Below are 19232 nucleotides of genomic sequence, written 5' to 3' on the forward strand. Positions count from 1 at the left end.
AGTACAATCTCCTATTTGTGTCAGCACACTATCAGCTCACCGGTACGACAGCCGTCGAGATTTCGGCCAGCATCGAGTCGGGCATCCGTACCGGCGCCCTGTCGCCGGGGGCCGCCCTGCCGCCGGTGCGGGCACTCGCCGCGGAGTTGGGGGTCAGCCCCGCCACCGTCGCCCGCGCCTACCAGGAGCTACGCCAGCGCGGCCTGCTCGCCACCGCCGGTCGGCACGGCACCCGGGTACGCCCCCGCCCGCCGGTGGCCGCCCGCCGCTCCGCGTTGCGCCCCCCGCCGCTGCCCGGCGCCCGTGACCTGTCCCGGGGCGAACCCGACCCCCGGCTGCTGCCCCCGCTGGGCCCGCACCTGTCGGCGCTCGCCGCCGACGACGGCCCGTCGGTCGGCTACTCCGACGCCGGGGTGCTGCCCCAACTGGCCGAGGCGGCCCGCGCCCGGCTGCGCGCCGACGGCGTACCGGCCGGGGAGTTGACGCTCACCGGCGGCGCGCTGGACGGCATCGAGCGGCTGCTCGGCGCCCACCTGCGTCCCGGCGACGCGGTGGCGGTCGAGGACCCGGGCTGGGCCAACCTGCTCGACCTGGTCGCCGCGCTGGGCCTGCGCCCGATCGGCGTACCGCTGGACGACGACGGGCCGCTGGTCGCCGGGGTGGCCGCGGTGCTCGCCGCCGGAGCGCGGGCGCTGATCATCACCAGCCGGGCGCAGAACCCGACCGGCGCCGCCGTCTCCGCGGCCCGCGCCGAGGCGCTGCGGATGCTGCTCGCCGGCCGTCGGGACCTGCTGTTGATCGAGGACGACCACGCGGCCGAACTGGCCCGCGTCCCCCTGCACCCGCTCGCCGGTGCGACCGCGAGTTGGGCCTTCCTCCGCTCGGTGAGCAAGCCCTTCGGCCCGGACCTGCGGATGGCGGTGCTGGTCGGCGACGAGACGACGGTGGCCCGGGTGAGCGGCCGTACCCGGGTCGGCGCCGGCTGGGTCTCCACCGTGCTGCAACGCCTGGTGCTCGCCCTGTGGCGGGATCCGGCGGTCACCGAGTTGGTGCAGCGGGCGGCGCAGAGCTACGAGCAGCGCCGCGAAGGGCTGCTCGCGGCGCTGGCCGAGCACGGCCTGACCGCACACGGTCGCAGCGGCATCAACGTCTGGCTGCCGGTCGCGGACGAGACCAGCACGGTGACCGCGCTCCGCGACGCCGGCTGGGCGGTGGCCCCCGGCGCTCTCTACCGGATCGCCGCCCCGCCCGCCCTGCGCATCACCGTCAGCTCCCTGGACCCCACCGACCTGGCCCCCCTGGCGGCGGCCCTGGCCCACGCCGAAAACCCACCCCCCTCCCAGGGCTTTCCCACCTGACCCGCTCCCGCCCCGCCCTCGCGCCCTCGCGCCCTCGCGTCCTCGCGCTCCCGCCCCCGGCCCCCGCGATCTTGCGGCTTGTGTTGGCGAAATGTCGGCCCTGTGCGCGTTGGTCGGGGCAGAAAGTACGAGATCGCGGGGATTCGAGACGGCGGGGACGGGTATGCGGGCGCCCGGAGGTGGGGGACATGGCTTCTGGTGGGGCTCGTAAGGGGATCTGGATCGCGGTGGCGGTGGCGATCATCATCATCGTCATCGTGCTGATCGCGATCGCGTCCGGTGGCGATGGGGGCGGCAACGGGTACTGACGTGTTGCGGCAGGTGCGCCGGGGCGTATCCGGCGGCGAGCATCGAACGGGTATATAACAGTCGGCATGGCCGAGCAGACCGGGAGTGCTCCGGGCGCCCAGCGGTTCATCCCGCCCGACGCCGACACCATCGACGACCTGCGCACCGCCGCCGGCGGCTGTCGGGGCTGCGAGCTGTACCGGGACGCCTCGCAGACGGTCTTCGGCCGGGGCGACGAGAGCGCCCGCGTGGTGCTGGTCGGCGAGCAGCCCGGCGACATGGAGGACCAGAAGGGACTGCCCTTCGTTGGTCCGGCCGGTCGCCTGCTGCGCCGCGCGGTCGACGACGCCGGGCTGGACCCGGGTCACCTCTACCTCACCAATGCCGTAAAGCACTTTCGTTTTGAGCAGCGCGGCAAGCGGCGGATCCACCAGACCCCGGACCAGGCGCACATCACCGCCTGCCGCCCCTGGTTGGTCGCCGAGTTCGCCCGGCTGCGTCCCGAGGTCGTGGTGGTGCTCGGCGCGACCGCCGCCAAGGCGCTGCTCGGCCCGTCCTTCCGGGTCACCCGGCAGCGGGGCGAGCTGCTGCCCTGGCCGGAGTCGGCCCAACACCCCGCGGACTTCGAGCAGGTGCCGGTGGACAACGCCGGAAAGCGGGCCGACGCGCCGCAGGCTCGGCTGCTGGCCACCATCCACCCGTCCGCCGTGCTGCGAGCCGACGACCAGGACAAGGCGTACGAAGGGCTGGTCGCCGACCTCACCGTCGTCACCCGCGCCCTGCCCGCCTAGCCGGCGACCGCCAGCCACCCGTCGCGCCGCCGTCACCTGTCCAAGATTGACAGTGCGTCGCGGATCGCGTGGGTGGGTATCGGGGGACAGCGCGAGGCCCGACAGGACCCTGAGGCAGCTCAGTCGCCCGCCGTGATCTTGCTGAACACGTCCTTGGCGGCGATCAGGCCATCCTGGACCAGATAGAGATCCACTCCGCGCAGCACGGTCCCGTCCTCCGCCGGCGGCCAGCCCCACTCGCACAGGACCCGATCGCCGGCCGAGCGAACCGCTCCGAGGGTCGGCCCGGGGCCGAGCTGGTCGGCGAAGGCGCGGCACACCGCGTCCCGACCCCGCAGGGTCACCGCCGGCCCGTCCCAGGCGCTCGGACTGTAGGTCACGCCCTCGGCGAGGCAGGCCGACACCGCAGCCAGGTCGCCGCGGTGCCACGCCGCGTTGAACCGCTCGACCACCAACACCCCGGCATCGCTCACCCGGGCACCATAGGCGTGGGCCGCGCCGGGAGCGACCCCGTTCCGGCGCGACGGGGCGTGCTCGGCCGGACCGGGTTCGGCTGTCGGGCAAAACCCACTGCCGCTGGTCGGTGCGGGTGCGCGAGGATGAGTCACCCCTTCCGACAGGAGCGCCGATGGCGACCGACCTGACCGCGCCGCGTACCGCTGCCCGACCCGACGTCGCGTCGATCCAGCGGCGTACCCTCCGGCTGCTCTTCACCACCCAGATCATCGGCGGGATCGGGGTGACCATCGGCATCGCCGTGGGCGCGCTGCTCGCGGCCCGGATCGCCGGGACCGCGGTGGCCGGTGTCGCGCAGAGCGCCGGGGTGGTCGGTGCCGCGCTGCTCGCCGTCCCGGTCACCCGGATCATGGCGCGGCACGGTCGCCGGCCGGGTCTGGTGCTGGCGTACGCGGTCGGCGCCGTCGGTGGCCTGCTGGTGGTGCTGGCGGCGGCCACCGGCTGGGTGCCGCTGCTCTTCCTCGGCATGCTGCTCTTCGGTGGGGGCACCGCCGCGAACCTGCAGGCCCGCTACACGGCGGTGGATCTCGCCGAGCCGGCCCGCCGGGGGCGGCAGCTCTCCCTGATCGTCTGGGCCACCACCATCGGTGCGGTGGCGGCGCCGAACTTCGCGGCGCTGGCCGACCGGGTCACCACCGGCTGGGGGTTGCCTCCGCTGGCCGGCCCGTTCGCGTTCAGCGCGGCCGCGTTCGTGCTGGCTGCGGTCGTACTCCTCGGGCTGCTCCGGCCCGACCCGCTGCTCACCGCGCGGCGGCTGGCGGCGGCCGATGCACCGGCCGTCGACCCTCCGTCGGCTGCCGACGCGACGGCGACCGCGGTGGCGGCCGAGGCGCCGGCGGCAGGTGGCGGTGCGTCGCCGGCCGCCGCGCCGGTCGAGGTGCGCGCGCCGCGCGGCGCCGGGATGCGCGCGGCCTGGTCGGTGGTACGCGGACAGCCCGCCGCCCGACTCGGCATCGCCGCCGTGGCGGTGGGTCACCTGGTGATGGTGGCGGTGATGGCGATGACTCCGGTCCGGCTCGGTGAGTCACACGCCGACGCCGACGTGTTGCGGCTGGTCGGCATCGTGCTGAGCCTGCACATCGCCGGCATGTACGCGTTCTCCCCGGTGGTCGGCTGGCTCACCGACCGGCTCGGTCGACGGGCGGTGATCCTCGGTGGGGTCGGGCTGCTGCTGGCCGCCTGCGCGGTCGCCGGCACCGCCGGGCATCACACACCTCGACTCTCGGTCGGTCTGGTCCTGCTCGGGTTGGGCTGGTCGGGGACGATGGTGGCCGGCTCGACCCTGCTGTCCGAGTCGGTGTCGGCCGAGGTGCGGCCGAGCGTCCAGGGGCTGTCCGACCTGATCATGGGGTTGGCCGGGGCCGGGGCCGCCGTGGTCAGCGGGTTTGTCATGCAGTTCGCCGGATATCCCGTGCTCACCCTGCTCGCGGCGGTCGCGGCGGCGCCCCTGGTGGCGCTAGCGTTGCGCCCGGTGCCGACCGGGGCACCGGACGAGGAGGGCTGATCACTGTGCGGCTGACCGACTTCTGGACGCGGTTGGACGAGGCGTTCGGGCCCGGCTATGCGGCCAGCATCGCCCGCGATCAGGTGCTGTCCCAGCTTGGCGGACGGACCATCGAGCAGGCCCTGGCAGCGGGGGAGCAGACGCACGTGGTGTGGCGGGCGGTCTGTGCCGCGTACCCCGACCGGGTGCCCGCTCGACTACGCTGAGCAGCCTTTTCGCCGGTTCCGCGTGTCGCTTGTCGAGTCGTACACCTGTTCGGCTATTGTCCACAGCTGGGTGCTCGTCCACAGCTCGCGGCCCGTCGGCTGGTTTTCTGTCGGACCTAGCGCCTAGCGTGTCCGCGTGACGCGAAGCTCAGCAAAGACGCCGGCGAAGGCAGGGGTGGCAACCATGGCAGCAGGGCCTGACCGGGAGAAGGCACTCGACCTTGCTCTCGCTCAGATTGACAAGCAATTCGGCAAGGGCTCGGTGATGCGGCTGGGTGACCGGCCGGTCGTCCAGACCGCAATCATTCCGACCGGCTCCATCGCGCTCGACGTGGCCCTCGGCATTGGCGGCCTGCCCCGTGGCCGGGTGGTCGAGATCTACGGTCCCGAGTCCAGCGGTAAGACCACGGTGGCACTGCACGCGGTGGCCAATGCCCAGCGCAACGGCGGCATCGCCGCCTTCATCGACGCCGAGCACGCGCTCGACCCGGAGTACGCGAAGGCCCTCGGCGTCGACACCGACGCGATGCTGGTCTCCCAGCCGGACACCGGCGAGCAGGCGCTGGAGATCGCGGACATGCTGATCCGCTCCGGCGCTCTGGACATCATCGTGATCGACTCGGTGGCGGCCCTGGTGCCGCGCGCCGAGATCGAGGGCGAGATGGGCGACAGCCACGTGGGTCTCCAGGCCCGGCTGATGAGCCAGGCGCTCCGGAAGATCACCGGTGTGCTCAGCAACACCGGCACCACGGCAATCTTCATCAACCAGCTGCGGGAAAAGATCGGCGTCATGTTCGGCAGCCCGGAGACCACCACCGGTGGTCGGGCGCTGAAGTTCTACGCCTCGGTCCGGCTCGACGTGCGACGCATCGAGAGCCTCAAGGACGGCACCGACGTGGTCGGTAACCGCACCCGGGTCAAGGTCGTGAAGAACAAGGTCGCCGCGCCGTTCAAGCAGGCCGAGTTCGACATCATGTACGGCAAGGGCATCTCGCGCGAGGGCTCGCTGATCGACGTCGGCGTGGAGCAGGCGATCATCCGCAAGTCCGGAGCGTGGTACACGTACGACGGCGACCAGCTCGGCCAGGGCAAGGAGAAGGCCCGGGAGTTCCTGAAGGAAAACCCGGACGTGGCCGCCGAGATCGAGAAGAAGATCCTGGAGAAGCTCGGCGTCGGGGTCGGCGCGGGTGACGCCGCCGGTGGCCCGGAGCTGCCGCCGGTCGACTTCTGACCGGTCGCTGACCCATGGCAGGACGACGCGCTCGTACGGGGCGGGGCTGGGATGCCAGTCCGCCTCGTACGGGCGACGCCACCGATCCACCCCGCCCACGGCGAGGCCGCCGGGGTGGGTCCGGGGAGGCCGACACCGTCGAGTCTCCGGCCCCTCCTCGTGATGAGTCGGAGGTGGCCCGCGAGATCTGCCTGCGCCAGCTTGCCGTCCGGCCCCGCACCCGGGCCGAGCTGGCCGGGGCGTTGGCCAAGCGGGGCATCTCCGAGCAGGTCTCGGCCGAGGTGCTCGACCGGTACGACGAGGTCGGCATCATCGATGACGCCGCGTTCGCCCGGGCCTGGGTGTCCAGCCGGCACGCCGGTCGCGGCCTGGCTCGCCGGGCGCTCGCCAACGAGCTGCGCCGCAAGGGCGTGGACGGTGAGGTGGCCACCGAGGCGCTGGGTGAGCTGGACGAGGAGACCGAGGCGGACACCGCCCGTGGCCTTGTGGAGCGCAAGCTGCGCACCGCCCGAGGTGAGCCGGACGCGGTCTTCCGTCGGCTGGTGGGCATGCTGGCCCGCAAGGGCTACCCGCCTGGCGTGGCCATCCGGGCGGTGAAGGACGCGCTCGCCGCGCAGAGCGCCGAGGCGGCCGAGTTCGCCGAGCAGATCGACGCCGACGCGCTCGCCGACGCCGAGGGCGAGTTGGAGCGCGACAACCGTTCGTCTGACTGACCGCGTGCCGTTCCTGCCGAGGGAGCTGTCCGCCAGTTGGACGGATGGGTCACACCCGCCCACCGGCCGGCGCGCCCCGGCCCTATGGCACCCGACGGTCGGTTAGGCCCGGCTTGAGCAGGCGTGACGTGTTTGGCAGCCTGTACGCCTCGCGGAGTTTGTCCCCTCGTGTCCGGCGTGACATCAGCGCGGGGTGACGGTTCAACTTCTCTCCGTTCGGGGGGTTTGATCATGAGTCCTTGACCAGAGCACCCCCGGCGACCTAGCCTCGCCATACAGGCTCACATTGCCCGACCAGCGCAGGCTAAGCGCACAACATAGATCGCGTAACAGAACAGCATCACTTTGGCCGACTCCGCGGCCTTTGGCGGCAGTTCCGGACAGGCCGGTCCGGAACGCTGCGACAACTGCACCCGGTCGCCGACGCTGCCCATGGGCACCGCCGGCGGAGAAAGCTACCCACGGCCAGCCGCTCCGGTCGGGCGTCCACAGCCGCAGGAGTGTGCCCCCGGCACGGTCGCTGCGGTCTCGACGTTAGGGGAGGCGGCCATGGCGGGGCGGCGGCACAGGTTCATCGGTAGACCCGACGGGGTCCCGGCATGAACGCCTTCGACGTCGTGCTCCTCGCGGCCGTCCTCGTCCTCGCGGTGGTGGTGATCGGGGCCGTGCTGGTCGGCATCCGGACACTGCGCCGGATGGGCGCCGCGCCGGCTCCGGAGGACCCCGCCTTCATCGCCGAGAAGGACCGCCAGGAGCAGTCGCTGGCCGCCCTGCGGACCGCGGCCGACGAGGCGAACAGCACGATCGACGTGGCGAAGTCCGCAGCCGCCGCAGCCCGTACCGAGGCGGCGGCGGCGAAGGCCGAGGCGAAGGCGGCCCGCGCCGAGGCGCGGCGGGTCCTCGACGACGCCCGGGCCGAGGCGGACACCGTGTTGGAGCGCGCCCACAAGCAGGCCGAGGCGGACGCCGAGCAGTTGCGGACGGCAGCCCGGCGCAGCGGCGAGCGGGAGGTCGCGGTGCTCGCCGCCACCACCCGGGAGCAGGCCGCCGAGGTGGAACGTCGGGCAGCTCGGATGGATGAGCGGGAGCGGATGCACACCGAGGAGGTGGAGCGGTTCGCCGAGCGGGAGCGGCAGCTCACCGCCGCGAAAGCTGCCCTCGCCGCCCGGGAGGCAGCGCTCGCCCAGCGGGAGGCGGAGCTGACCGAGTCGGAGGAGTTGCGCCGCCGGGAGCTGGAGCGGGTCGCCGGGCTCACCGCCGACTCCGCGCGACTGGAGCTGGTCGAGGCCATCGAGACGCAGGCCAAGCGGGAAGCGGCGCTGCTCGTACGGGACATCGAGTCGGACGCGCGCAACACGGCCGAGCAGCGCGCCCGACACATCGTGGTGGACGCGATCCAGCGGGTCGCCAGCGAGCAGACCGCGGAGAGCGTGGTCAGCGTCCTGCACCTGCCCGGTGACGAGATGAAGGGGCGGATCATCGGCCGGGAGGGGCGCAACATCCGCGCCTTCGAGTCGGTGACCGGCGTCAACCTGATCATCGACGACACCCCCGAGGCGGTGCTGCTCTCCTGCTTCGACCCGGTCCGTCGGGAGGTGGGCCGGGTGACCCTGGAGAAGCTGGTCCTGGACGGGCGCATCCACCCGCACCGGATCGAGGAGGTCTACGACCTGGCCCGGCAGGAGGTGGAGCAGCTCTGCCTGCGCGCCGCCGAGGACGCCCTGGTCGAGGTCGGCATCACCGAGATCCACCCGGAGCTGGTGACCCTGCTCGGCCGGCTGCGCTACCGCACCTCGTACGGGCAGAACGTGCTCAAGCACCTGGTCGAGACCGCCCACATCGCCGGCATCATGGCCGCCGAGCTGCGGTTGGACGTGCCCATCATCAAGCGGTCGGCGTTCCTGCACGACATCGGCAAGGCGCTCACCCACGAGGTGGAGGGCAGTCACGCCATCATCGGCGCGGACCTGGCCCGCAAGTACGGCGAGCACGAGGACGTGGTGCACGCCATCGAGGCACACCACAACGAGGTGCCCCCGCAGACCATCGAGGCCGTGCTCACCCAGGCATCGGACGCCTGCTCCGGTGGCCGGCCGGGCGCACGTCGGGAGAGCCTGGAGGCGTACGTCAAGCGGCTGGAACGGATCGAGGAGATCGCGGCCGGCAAGCTCGGCGTGGACAAGGTCTTCGCCATGCAGGCCGGCCGGGAGATCCGGGTAATGGTCAAGCCGGACGACGTGGACGACATCGGGGCGGCCGTGCTGGCCCGCGACGTGGCCAAGCAGATCGAGGAGGAGCTGACCTACCCGGGTCAGATCCGGGTCACCGTGGTCCGCGAGTCCCGGGTCACCGAGATCGCCCGCTGACCCGACGCACCTGCCCCGCCCTGGGCGGCGGGGTCGGACTGACGCTCCGGCGCTGCCCTACCTTCGGTGGGGGTAGCGACCGGAGCGTTTCTGCGCGGCGGGCAATCACCCGGCCAGCAGGCCGCTGGGATCAAGGCTCTTCCGGAGACTGACGTCAATGCCGCAAACCGGTTGCATTGGTACGCGCTGTCTGGTTTTTTCAGGCTTGCGTCGGCAGCAAACATAAGTAAAGATCTCTTCATGGGGATGGTTGGCCGTCAACTTCGCGGACTGACTTCGAAGTCGACCACGTGTGGTTTTTCGCTCAACCGAATAAACGACGCCCGTTGATCAGCATCCCTGTGCCATGAGGCCGTTCGGCAGCGCACACAACGGGATCAATGCCGCGCGAGGTCTACCGGAAGCCCGATTTAACCATTAGGAAGAAGCGCGCCACCGAATTATCGAATTCGATTCTTCGTTGGCGCGTACAGCTCTTCTTTCAGGCAGGTTCTCGGTCTCCACAATTGGGTCCGGGCGTATCATCTAGATACTCGGGGGCAAGCTGATGGTGCACATTCCCAGACGAAATCTACTCAAGCTCATCGGTGCCGCCGGTGCGAGTGCCGGCGCGGTCGCTGTGGTGGGAAGCCCGGCGGCGGGCGCGCCTGCGGAACCCTCGGGTGGCCCCCGCGCGGTCCCGCCGGTCAAGCCCTTGACGGACTCCGCGGCGGTCCAGCCGAAGGTCGCTCCCGCCCTGGCCCAGCAGCAGGGTGACATGCGCGTACTGCAGTTCAATGTGCGCGCCCCGGGCCTGCTCGCCGCCTCCGTCGACGAGTGGGTGCTACGAGCCCAGCAGTGGGTGAACGCGACCTACGGCAATCGGGCCGGTTACGTGCGGGCGCCGGAGGACGGCCGGACGGGTTGGCCGACGATGTACGCGCTGACGCGTGCGCTGCAGCTCGAGCTCGGCATCACCGCGACGTCGGACACCTTCGGCCCGACCACCCTCTCCACCCTGGCCAGCAAGTACGGGTTGGTGAGTTCCACCGCACCCGCCAACATCATCAAAATCATCCAGAGTGGGCTGTACTGCAAGGGTTACTACGGCGAGGACATCAGCGGCGTGTGGGGCGCCGTCACCACCAACTCGATCGCCCAACTGCGCACCAACATGGGGTTCACCGAGGTCAGCAACCTCGTGAGCCCCAAGGTGTTCAAGGCGTTGCTGACGATGGACGCCTACGTCGTCGTGGAGAACGGCTCCACCGAGGTGCGCAACGTCCAGCAGTGGATGAACCGGAAGTACGTCAACGAGTCCTGGTTCTACATCATCCCGACGGACGGACATCCCTCCCGAGACGTCGCGAAGGCGCTCATCTACGCGCTGCAGATCGAGCTGAACATCGCTTCACCGAACGGTGTCTTCGGGCCGAACACGCAGGCCGGCCTCAGGGCGCGCGGCAGCATCTCGGTCAACCAGTCGGACAGCGGCTCAAGCTCGTTCATCCGACTGTTCCAGGCCGGTATGATCTTCAACCGGTACACGGTGTCCTTCGACGGAGCCTTCGGCAGTCAGACCAGCAGTCTGGTGAGCCAGTTCCAGAACTTCTCCGCGCTCCCGGTCACCGGCAAGGGTGACTACCAGACGTGGTGTTCGCTGCTGGTCAGCACCGGAGATACCAGCCGGGTGGGCGGTGCCGTGGACTGCGTCACGACGATCACGCCGGCTCGGGCGCAGACGCTGTACAACGCCGGTTACCGGGTGGTCGGCCGCTATCTGACCAACGTGCCGAACACCAGCCTGGACAAGAAGATCAAGCCGGGCGAGATTGCCGACATCTTCGCGGGGAAACTGCGAATCTTCCCCATCTACCAGACCTGGGGCGGCGAGGTTTCCTACTTCAGTGAGCAGCAGGGCGCCCGGGATGCCAGTCTCAGTGTGCAGGCGGCGGCGGGTTACGGCTTCGACCGGGACACCATCATTTACCACGCCGTCGACTTCGATGCGCTCAACAGCGACATCACCAGCAACATCATCCCGCACTTCCGCGCCATCCAGCGGACCATGGACCAGCTACACAACCCGTACCGCATCGGAGTCTATGGTGCCCGGAACGTGTGTAGCCGTCTGGCCGACGCGGGCCTGACCGAGTCGAGCTTCGTCGCCGACCTGTCGACCGGATTCAGCGGAAACCTCGGTTTCCCGCTGCCAAGGGACTGGGCGTTCGACCAGATCTCCACCGTCACCATCGGCTCCGGTGACGGGCGCATCGAGATCGACAACAACATCTTCTCGGGCCGGGACTATGGTCAGGGCAAGGTTCGGGACGTCGGGCCGAAGCCCGACGTGCGGTTCGACATGGCGCTGCGCAACGATCTGGTCGCCGCCATGGAAACGTACTGCAACTCGTTGGACACGGCGACCACCCTGCTCATACATGACATCGACGAGGCTGTCGACAAGGTGCTCGCCTACGACGAACTCATCACCAACCTGTCCAATTCGTTCAACGTGCGTAAGGCGCTGTTCCAGTCCAACCCCTTCTGGGAATACTGGAAGATGACCTATGAGGACACGATCGTGTCCGATACAGCGGTTCGGCTCTGGTACAGCTACCTGACGCAGGAAGAGGCGTGGCGCCGTAGTGGCATGATCGGCCAACCCCCGACCCCCATGCCGGAAAACCCCGACTGCAGCACCGGGGTCAGCCAGATTTTTGCCTGGGCGTCGATGCGCGCAAAGAACTGGGCGCGCAACAACGGCCTGCATCGAGGTGCCCCGATGGACCCCGGCAACTGGCACGAGATGTGGGCCGAGTGGCAACGACTCAACGAGGACGACAACTACAACATCAGTACGGTCCCACTCATGCTCTTCGAAGGTGGCGCCCGGCGCGCTGGTATCACCGGGCAACGGCTGACCTACACCGATGCGGAGATGCAGAGTATGCTCGCGTCCTACCAGGGCGACGGTGACCTTTCGATCACCTACGGCAAAGAGCTCATCGGCGTCTACCGGGTCTTTGAGCGGTTCAACGCCACCGTGCGGCAACGCTGACCGAGCAGTCCCATCGACCGATGTAGGCTCGACCGGTTCCTGGTCAGATGGCTGTCCGCCTCCTGACCAGGAACCGGCCCTCATGGATGACCTTGTCGAAATGCGAGGCAGTCAATGACCGTGCCGGCGACCGCGAACCGCACGCGCCTCCTTCGGATCGTGCTGGTCTGGCTGGCCGGCAACCTGGTCATCGGCCTGTGTGCGATCGTGCCGATCGCCGCCCTCGATACCCTCACCTACTACCTTCGCGCGGTCAACGGCCAAGACGTCGTCGCGCCGTACGGCCGTGACGGCGCCCGCTTCGCCGTCGTCGAGATCGCCGTCACGGGCGTGGTGCTGTTGGTCGCCGCGGTGCTCTTCAATCGTCGGCAGTGGCGCCGGTTCCGGGCCGTGCGCCTCGTGGCGTTCCTGCCTCTACTGGCGGCGACCCTCGTAGCACTGGCCCTGCCGTTCCTCTGGTTCTGGTTCGGCACCGACCGCAGCCTCTGAGGCAGGCAGGCGAGGGCTCAGGGACCAGAAGAGCCGGTGTGCCCGGCTCCGGTAGTCAGCGCGTCTTACGTGGACAGGTCAGCTCGGCGGTTGGACGCGGTGGGTCATCGCTGCAGTGCCTGCACGGGAGGTACACGGGCCGCTCGGGCTGCCGGAACGAGCCCGGCCAGCAGACCGGCGACCGTGCTGATCGCGCAGGCGACCAGGGCGGACCGGATCTCGATGACCGGCGCCCATCCGTTGACGATCGACACGACGGAGGTGGCCAGCACGCCGAGCAGAGCGCCGATCGCTCCGCCCAACCCGCCCAGCACAGCGGTCTCCAAGACCAGTTGGCCGAAGATGTGGCGTCGCCGGGCGCCAACCGCTCGGCGGAGGCCGATTTCACCGGTGCGCGCGGCGATGCCGGCCGTTGCGGCGTTACCGATCGAGACGGTGCCCATCAGTAGGGCGACGCCGCTGATCAGGAGGGTTGACCTGGTGGTGCTGCCCTCGATCTCCCGGCGGAGGGTACGGGGATCTGGCGGTGCCACGGCCCGTAGCTCGGCCGGGGCCTCGGGTCGCAGTGCGAGGGGCGCTTGACGTCCGATGAGTTGAGCAGCACCAGGAGCGGTCTCCACCAGCACGTCTCTGGTCGCCGGTTGACCGCCGGTCGCCTCGTCGAGGCGGCTGGCCACGGAGAAGGGCACGATGGCGGCTGCCATCGCCTCGGGCCGCCGGACGACGTCGTGGAAGATGCCGATCACCGTGTAGGGCTGATCCGCCACGAAGATCGCGACACCGGCGCGGTGGATCCCGAGCTGACGTGCCACCGCATCGGAGAGCATGATCACCGGCGTGGCGTCGCGCTCGTGGAAGTCGTCAAAGCTGCGCCCGACGGTCAGTTGAGGCGCCATCACCCGCAGTGCCGCCGGATCCGCTCCGATCAGGGGTACGCCGGTCGGGGCGGCCAAGGAGTCGATCGTCCGGCGCATCGGTTGCTCGCCGAGACTGACGCGGCGTCCGGCCGCCACCACACCGTTCAGCCGGGTGAGTCGGCCGAGGGCCGCATCACCGAACCAGGCTCTGATCAGCTCCGGGTCCTCCGGCTGTACGAGCACCTCGGTAGCTCGACGTGCGTCAAAGGCGGCAGAAACCTGTTGGTTGAGGGTGGAACCGAGACCGAGGCTCGCCACGAAGGCCGCCGCACCGAGAATTGTGCCGATCACGGTGACGAGTGAGCGGCCCGGATGACCGAGTACGGAGAGGGCGGCCTCCCAGAGCAGGTCACGGACGTGCATCCGGGACCGTTGGATCCCCAGTTCTTCGATGTCCTGGTGCACGCGACGGAGACTCTTCCTCACGTCTCCTCCACGAGGCCGTCGGTCACACGCAGGCGGCGACGGGCCTCGGTGGCGACCTCCGCGTCGTGGGTGACCACGATCAGGGTCAACCCTTCCTGGTTGAGCTGACGCAACACGGTGAGCACGACAGCGGTGTTGGCGGTGTCCAGGTTGCCCGTCGGCTCGTCACAGAAGAGAACCCGCGGCCGTGCCGCCACCGCGCGGGCGATGGCCACCCGTTGCTTCTCGCCGCCGGAGAGCTGTCGGGGGTCGGCTTTCATGCGGTGGATCAGGCCCATGCGCTCCAACGCCTCGGTCGCCATCAGCCGACGCTGTCGGCGCCCCTGCGGCCCGTAGAGCATCCCGAGCTCGACGTTTTCCAGAGCGGTGCGTCCCGGTAGCAGGTGAAATGCTTGGAAGACGAAACCGAAGAGTTGGCCCCGGATCGCGCCGCGGGTGCTGGGCCCGCAGTCGGCTGTCTCCACGGCACCCACCCGATACGAACCGGTGGTGGGTACGTCGAGCAGGCCAAGGAGGTTCAGCAGGGTTGACTTGCCCGACCCGGACGGGCCCGTTATCGACACGTAGTCGCCGGTCTCCACCTGAAGGTTGGTGGCGCGTAACGCGTGCACGGGCTGGCCATCCTGATATGTGCGTGATACGTCCCGCAGGCTCAGCACGGATCAGCCGCCCTCGGTCTGCTCGCCGACCATGACGCTGACGCCGGCGGCCACCGATGGGGGAGCGGGTTCCCGCAGTTCGACCCACCCGCCGGCGGTCTGTCCGGTGATCACGGTGATATCCGTCGTGTCGTTGGCATCGGTCACCACCGTGACGAAGGTGGAGCCGTCCGGGCGGGAGTAAATGGCTGTTACCGGCACCGCGAGCACCTCCGCCGCGGCTGAGGTCCGCACGTCCAGCCGTACCGAACGGTTCGCGTCCACGGTCAGCGCCGCCTCGGTGAACCGAAAGCGCACCTCGATGCCGGTCTGGCCGTCCGGCCCGGTGACAGCCTCCGTACCGACCGTTTCGACGGCCGCCTTCGTCCGGGCGTCGGCGAGGTCGTCGGTGACGTCGGTCTGTTGGCCGGGCCGTAGCAGGGCAGCCTGTTCCACGGCTGCGGTCGCCACGATGGTGGGGGCCTGACCGTCGAGCTCCAGTAACGGTGCTTTCGGGTCGACCAGTGACTGCCCGACACGGGCGTGCACGGTGCTGAGGCGGCGACCGGCGCGGTCGATCAGCAGGACGTCGGACTGCGGCAGTAGGGCCGCCCTTCCCGTGGCCGCCCCGCCGACCTGGTAGCCACGATCGCGATAGAACCTGGTCAACTGTCGTCGGGTCGTGCTGTCGAGCACACCGGAGGTCGGCACGGAGTAGCCGATCCGTCGCATCGCCCGCTGTACCTCGGTCACGTCCGGACCCCGCGCACCGGCCGTCAGGTCGCGATAGAGGGGAAACGGCAGAGCCAGGGCGAACATCGGCTGCCCGGACCGTTCGACCAACACCCGGCCCTCCACGGCCCGGTCGCCCTTGCGTGCCAGCACCTTGGTCACCACGCTGCTCGGGCCGAGAGATGCGGCCGGAGCGAAGACCCGCACGCTCGGGCCCGGTTGCAGACGCCCCCGGAGCACCACCGGCTCGACGAGTTTGCGGCGCTCCACCAACGCGGTCACCGGCGACGGCGCAGGCGGTGCCGCATCGGCGGCCAGTTGGTCCGGTGACCGGAGGGTGGGGCCGATCAGGACCGCGCCGACCGTCACCAGCAGGACGGCGGTCAGGAAGAGCGCGACGAGCAAAACGGAGCGCCGCCGTCGATCGACGAGGGTCTTGCCGGGTGTCACGGTGCACCAATCAGTTGGGCGGCCTGCTTCGCGATCCGAGTGACCTGCGGATTGAGCTCCAGGAACGAGGACTCGTACTTGGTGACGAGTTCCCGTTGGACCTGCACCGCCACGTCGAGCTGCTGTTTGTCGATGCCGGTGTCGCGGCGGCACTCGAACCAGGCGAGCGCGAGTGTGCTCTCAGCCGGGCCGGCCTGGTACTGGGTCGCGGGCACCGCTGGCCCTACTTCGACCGTCCCCGGCACCTGCTTGGGCTTCCACTGGTCGAGGCCCTGGGCGGCATCCACACCGACCGGCACGCCGAAGAGCGCCGGGGTCGGCGTACGGAGGAACTCCTGCTCGTTCTGCGGCCGGTGGCCCTTGCCGGCCAAACATGACAGCAGGGCACGCCAGGCCGTCGCGCCCATCCGTTCATTGACCGTTCCGGCCAGCGGCTGGCTCAGTTTGTTGCCGAGATCGAAGTAGCCGTAATACACCTTCTTGGCGTCGTCCGACAGCTCCTGCCAGGCGCTGTCGGTGCACTCCTCATACGCCTTGTCATAACTCGGGTCGAAGCTGAGAACGGTGGGCGGGGCGGACAGCGAGTCCCGGCCGAAACCTATGCGCTTCGCCTCCTCCGCGGAGGTGGGACCGAAGGTGCGTGCGGTGACAACAAGGTGCCGGAAGGGGTTTCGAGGCTGCCCGAGCATGATATTGAGGTTCTGTGGGTAGCCGGCCTTCGCCAGGCACTTATTGCGAACCTTCAACTGGGCGTAGTCGATCTGGCCGAGCTCCTCGCCGAGGAACAGGGAGAATGGTTGGTCAGACTTCGCCGCCGCCAGGTCCGCAGGTGGATCCGCCGCCGATTCGGTGCAGGCGGCGACGGGCAACAGCAGGGTGGTCAGGGCGGCCAGCCACGCCACTCTCACGCGCCTACGACTATTCATTCCTTCTCCTCACGATGACCACTTCCTGGTGCGTGGCGGGCACAATCTCGAGGGTGTGCCCGCCACTGATACTCAGGCGCAGCGCTTGTGGGAGTTGTTGCGCGGGCTGATGGCGGCCCGGAAGTCCCGCGGGAACGTGGTGTACGCCGTGCCGTAGTTGGCGAAGTCGTAGAGCGTGACCGCGCAACTGGTGTCCCGGTTCCAGAGGCCCTCGGCGTCATTGGCCATGATGAAGGCCGGGTACAGGTCCGGGATGTTCGACCAGTAGTCGTCGCCGTGGTTGGAGTCGTTGTACCAGAAGTGACGCTGGTACGAGCTGGTCGAGAAGTTGTCGTAGATCCACTGGAAGCAGATCTCGCCCCTGTTGCAGGCGGCCTTCGAGTCGCCCCGGTCGGCAGCCTGGGCGGGCGTGGCACCGACCGCCATAGCGGCAGCGCCGGCCATGGCCGCGGCGATTACGTGTCGTACGCGCATGCTTCTCCTCGCTGGCAGGGAGGAGCCTCTACGACATAATGGTAGGAACGGCTGAACCCGCCAACAGTCGTTAGAGCCCCCGTTTGGCCAAGCCCTCGAGAATGCGCGCGAACGCCACGACAATTGAGAATGGGCGGCGGCGCGCATCGTCCGATGGCTCGGAAATGCCACAGCGGAGCGCCAAGCAGCCTGGAAACGGCAGAAAGAGTTGCTGCCGTTAAAGCGAGGATCCCCGTGTGGTCCAGAGTGGGATGCGAGGCCCGCTCTAGGACGTAAATATCATGGCCGATGTCTTACCGCATTGCAAGGGCGGTGCCAGTCATCGCAGAGCCGCTTGGAGCTGACCCTTGTCGCCCGGCTCCCGCCGGTTTCAGGCACAGAATGAGCAATATCGGGGCATCCCCGACGAAGGGATGCCCCGATATCACGGGAGTTGAGTCGATCAGGCGCCAGGCGCGACCTGCCGTCAGCTGCCGGCGCCGCCCTCGGCCTGGGACACCAGGGCCGCCGGTGGCGGGTTCTGTGCCGGGGTGCCGGCGGTCTTGCGGCCCCGGGCGAGCCGCTGCTGGACGTACTGGGCGAGCTTCGACAGCGAGTAGTTCACCACGATGAAGAGCACGGCGATCACGACATAGACCTGGATCGGGTTGCCCAGCACACCGATGATCTGCTTGCCGATGTTCAGGGTCTCCTCGTAGCTGATGATGAACCCCAGCGAGGTGTCCTTGAGCACCACGACCAGCTGGCTGATCAGTGCCGGCAGCATGACCCGGAAGGCCTGTGGCAGCAGGATCATCCGGGTGGTCTGTGCCGGGGAGAGCCCGATGGCGGAGGCGGCCTCCGCCTGACCGCCCGGCAGCCCCTCCATGCCGGAGCGGAGGATCTCGCCGATCACCACCGAGTTGTAGATGGTGAGGCCGATGACCAGATACCAGAAGTTGTCGAAGTAGAAGCCGAACTCGGGAAAGCCCCGGGCCACGAAGAAGATGGTGAGCACGACGGGCAGGCCGCGGAACACCTCGACGCAGACCCGGGTGACCGCCGACAGCAGCTTGCTCAGCCCGCGCAGCAGGTACGCCACCGGCGTCGCCAGGCCGGTGAAGCGCCGTCGGATCAGGCTCTTGAGCTGGATCCGCAGGACGGCCAGCAGCGTGCCGATCACCAGCGAGGAGACGATGGCCAGAGCCGCCGCGAGCAGGGTGTTCTTGAAACCGAGGCCGATCCGGTCCCACACCTGGGAGAAGTTGTCGTTGGAGGGGTCGATCAGCGGGCCCCACAGCTCCATCGAGAGCTGGCCATTCTTGTCCAGGGGCCGGTAGATCAGGAAGTATGCCCCGACGAGCAGGACCACGCCGGCGACGAGGCTGCTGATCAGGGTGATCCGCCGCTGCCGGGGGCCAGGGACGTCGTAGAGGACGCTGGTCTGCTGACTCATCGGGCCACCGCCTGTCGCTTTTCGATCCGGTCCAGCAGGGCGCCGAGCGGCACGGTCATGATCAGGTAGCCGATCGAGATGCCGATGGCGACCGGGACGAAGGCGTAGCCCTCGGCCCCGGTGAGCTGATCGGCCGTGGCCGACAGGTCACCGGCAACCCCGAAGAAGCCGGCCAGCGCGGAATTCTTGATCATCGCGATGATCACCGAACCGAGCGGGACGATCGAGGCCTTCCAGGACTGCGGCAGCACCACGTAGCGCAGGTTCTGCCCGAAGGTCAGGCCCAGTGACCGCGCCGCCTCGGCCTGGCCGGCGGGCACCGCGTTCACCCCGGACCGCAGCGCCTCGCAGACGAACGCCGCGGTGTAGAGCACCAGGGCGATCAGCGCGAACCGGAAGTACGGCAGGTCGGTGCCGAGTCGGGTGAACAGCGAGTCGATCACCGGGATGCGGAGGAAGTCCGCGTTGGAGCCGAGCGCCGGCAGGCCGAACGCGGCGAAGAACATCACCACGGTCAGCGGCATGTTGCGGAAGACGTTCACGTAACTGGTGCCGAGCGCGCGCAGCGGCGGCACCGGTGAGATGCGCAGCACCGCCACGATGGCGCCCAGGACGAGGGCGCCGATCGCGGCGAGGATGCAGACCTGGAGGGTGAGCCAGAAACCACCCGCAAAGACGTCGAACTTGTCGATGAGCACGCTCACGGCTCGGTTTTCCTTCCCACCCTCCAGA

The 19232-nt window shown here is 69.2% G+C and carries 17 protein-coding genes; 9 read left to right on the plus strand and 8 right to left on the minus strand.

Features of this window, described 5'->3' with window-relative positions; all coding sequences use genetic code 11:
• The first annotated feature begins 17 nt into the window (after window positions 1-17).
• On the plus strand, window positions 18-1358 hold the full coding sequence (locus tag AC5L30_RS15865; RefSeq protein ID WP_494868070.1) for an aminotransferase class I/II-fold pyridoxal phosphate-dependent enzyme: 1341 nt from the start codon (window positions 18-20) through the stop codon (window positions 1356-1358).
• Window positions 1359-1732: 374 nt separating this feature from the next.
• Window positions 1733-2437, plus strand: a complete 705-nt coding sequence (locus AC5L30_RS15870; RefSeq protein WP_494868071.1) for a UdgX family uracil-DNA binding protein — start codon at window positions 1733-1735, stop codon at window positions 2435-2437.
• Window positions 2438-2556: 119 nt separating this feature from the next.
• On the opposite strand, the gene AC5L30_RS15875 is transcribed toward AC5L30_RS15870, so the two are convergent.
• Window positions 2557-2910, minus strand: a complete 354-nt coding sequence (locus AC5L30_RS15875) for a nuclear transport factor 2 family protein (RefSeq protein WP_494868072.1) — start codon at window positions 2908-2910, stop codon at window positions 2557-2559.
• A gap of 155 nt (window positions 2911-3065) precedes the next feature.
• On the opposite strand from AC5L30_RS15875, the gene AC5L30_RS15880 reads away from it, so the two are divergent.
• From AC5L30_RS15880 to AC5L30_RS15910, 7 genes are all read left to right on the plus strand, one after another.
• The gene (locus AC5L30_RS15880; protein WP_494868073.1) at window positions 3066-4457 is read left to right on the plus strand and encodes an MFS transporter; all 1392 of its coding nucleotides are present in this window, start codon (window positions 3066-3068) and stop codon (window positions 4455-4457) included.
• A gap of 5 nt (window positions 4458-4462) precedes the next feature.
• Window positions 4463-4663 (plus strand): DUF3046 domain-containing protein, encoded by a 201-nt coding sequence (locus AC5L30_RS15885; RefSeq protein ID WP_030336777.1) that lies wholly within the window; start codon window positions 4463-4465, stop codon window positions 4661-4663.
• A 184-nt stretch (window positions 4664-4847) separates the two neighbouring features.
• On the plus strand, window positions 4848-5894 hold the full coding sequence (gene recA, locus AC5L30_RS15890; protein WP_007456801.1) for a recombinase RecA: 1047 nt from the start codon (window positions 4848-4850) through the stop codon (window positions 5892-5894).
• Window positions 5895-5908: 14 nt separating this feature from the next.
• Window positions 5909-6607, plus strand: coding sequence for a regulatory protein RecX (locus AC5L30_RS15895; protein WP_494868075.1), 699 nt, complete (start codon window positions 5909-5911; stop codon window positions 6605-6607).
• Window positions 6608-7206: 599 nt separating this feature from the next.
• On the plus strand, window positions 7207-8973 hold the full coding sequence (rny, locus tag AC5L30_RS15900) for a ribonuclease Y (protein ID WP_494868076.1): 1767 nt from the start codon (window positions 7207-7209) through the stop codon (window positions 8971-8973).
• 547 nt (window positions 8974-9520) lie between these two features.
• Window positions 9521-12013 carry a glycoside hydrolase domain-containing protein gene (locus AC5L30_RS15905; RefSeq protein ID WP_494868078.1) on the plus strand — a complete coding sequence of 831 codons (2493 nt, stop codon included), beginning with the start codon at window positions 9521-9523 and terminating at the stop codon, window positions 12011-12013.
• Window positions 12014-12127: 114 nt separating this feature from the next.
• Window positions 12128-12502 (plus strand): hypothetical protein, encoded by a 375-nt coding sequence (locus AC5L30_RS15910; RefSeq protein ID WP_494868079.1) that lies wholly within the window; start codon window positions 12128-12130, stop codon window positions 12500-12502.
• A 104-nt stretch (window positions 12503-12606) separates the two neighbouring features.
• On the opposite strand, the gene AC5L30_RS15915 is transcribed toward AC5L30_RS15910, so the two are convergent.
• From AC5L30_RS15915 to AC5L30_RS15945, 7 genes are all read right to left on the minus strand, one after another.
• On the minus strand, window positions 12607-13845 hold the full coding sequence (locus tag AC5L30_RS15915) for an ABC transporter permease (RefSeq protein ID WP_494868080.1): 1239 nt from the start codon (window positions 13843-13845) through the stop codon (window positions 12607-12609).
• On the minus strand, window positions 13842-14456 hold the full coding sequence (locus AC5L30_RS15920) for an ABC transporter ATP-binding protein (RefSeq protein WP_494868082.1): 615 nt from the start codon (window positions 14454-14456) through the stop codon (window positions 13842-13844). Before AC5L30_RS15920 ends, AC5L30_RS15915 begins: the two co-directional genes overlap by 4 nt.
• Before the next feature lie 51 nt (window positions 14457-14507).
• Complete coding sequence (locus tag AC5L30_RS15925) at window positions 14508-15665, minus strand: hypothetical protein (protein ID WP_494868084.1); 1158 nt, start codon at window positions 15663-15665, stop codon at window positions 14508-14510.
• Window positions 15662-16567: a hypothetical protein gene (locus AC5L30_RS15930; protein ID WP_494868085.1), complete on the minus strand. Its 906-nt coding sequence runs from the start codon at window positions 16565-16567 to the stop codon at window positions 15662-15664. Before AC5L30_RS15930 ends, AC5L30_RS15925 begins: the two co-directional genes overlap by 4 nt.
• Window positions 16568-16663: 96 nt before the next feature.
• Window positions 16664-17065 (minus strand): hypothetical protein, encoded by a 402-nt coding sequence (locus tag AC5L30_RS15935; protein WP_494868086.1) that lies wholly within the window; start codon window positions 17063-17065, stop codon window positions 16664-16666.
• A 466-nt stretch (window positions 17066-17531) separates the two neighbouring features.
• Window positions 17532-18500, minus strand: coding sequence for an amino acid ABC transporter permease (locus AC5L30_RS15940; RefSeq protein ID WP_494868088.1), 969 nt, complete (start codon window positions 18498-18500; stop codon window positions 17532-17534).
• Window positions 18497-19204 carry an amino acid ABC transporter permease gene (locus AC5L30_RS15945; protein WP_494868090.1) on the minus strand — a complete coding sequence of 236 codons (708 nt, stop codon included), beginning with the start codon at window positions 19202-19204 and terminating at the stop codon, window positions 18497-18499. Before AC5L30_RS15945 ends, AC5L30_RS15940 begins: the two co-directional genes overlap by 4 nt.
• Between the last annotated feature and the right edge of the window lie 28 nt (window positions 19205-19232).

The sequence above is a fragment of the Micromonospora sp. BQ32 genome, assembly GCF_059358895.1.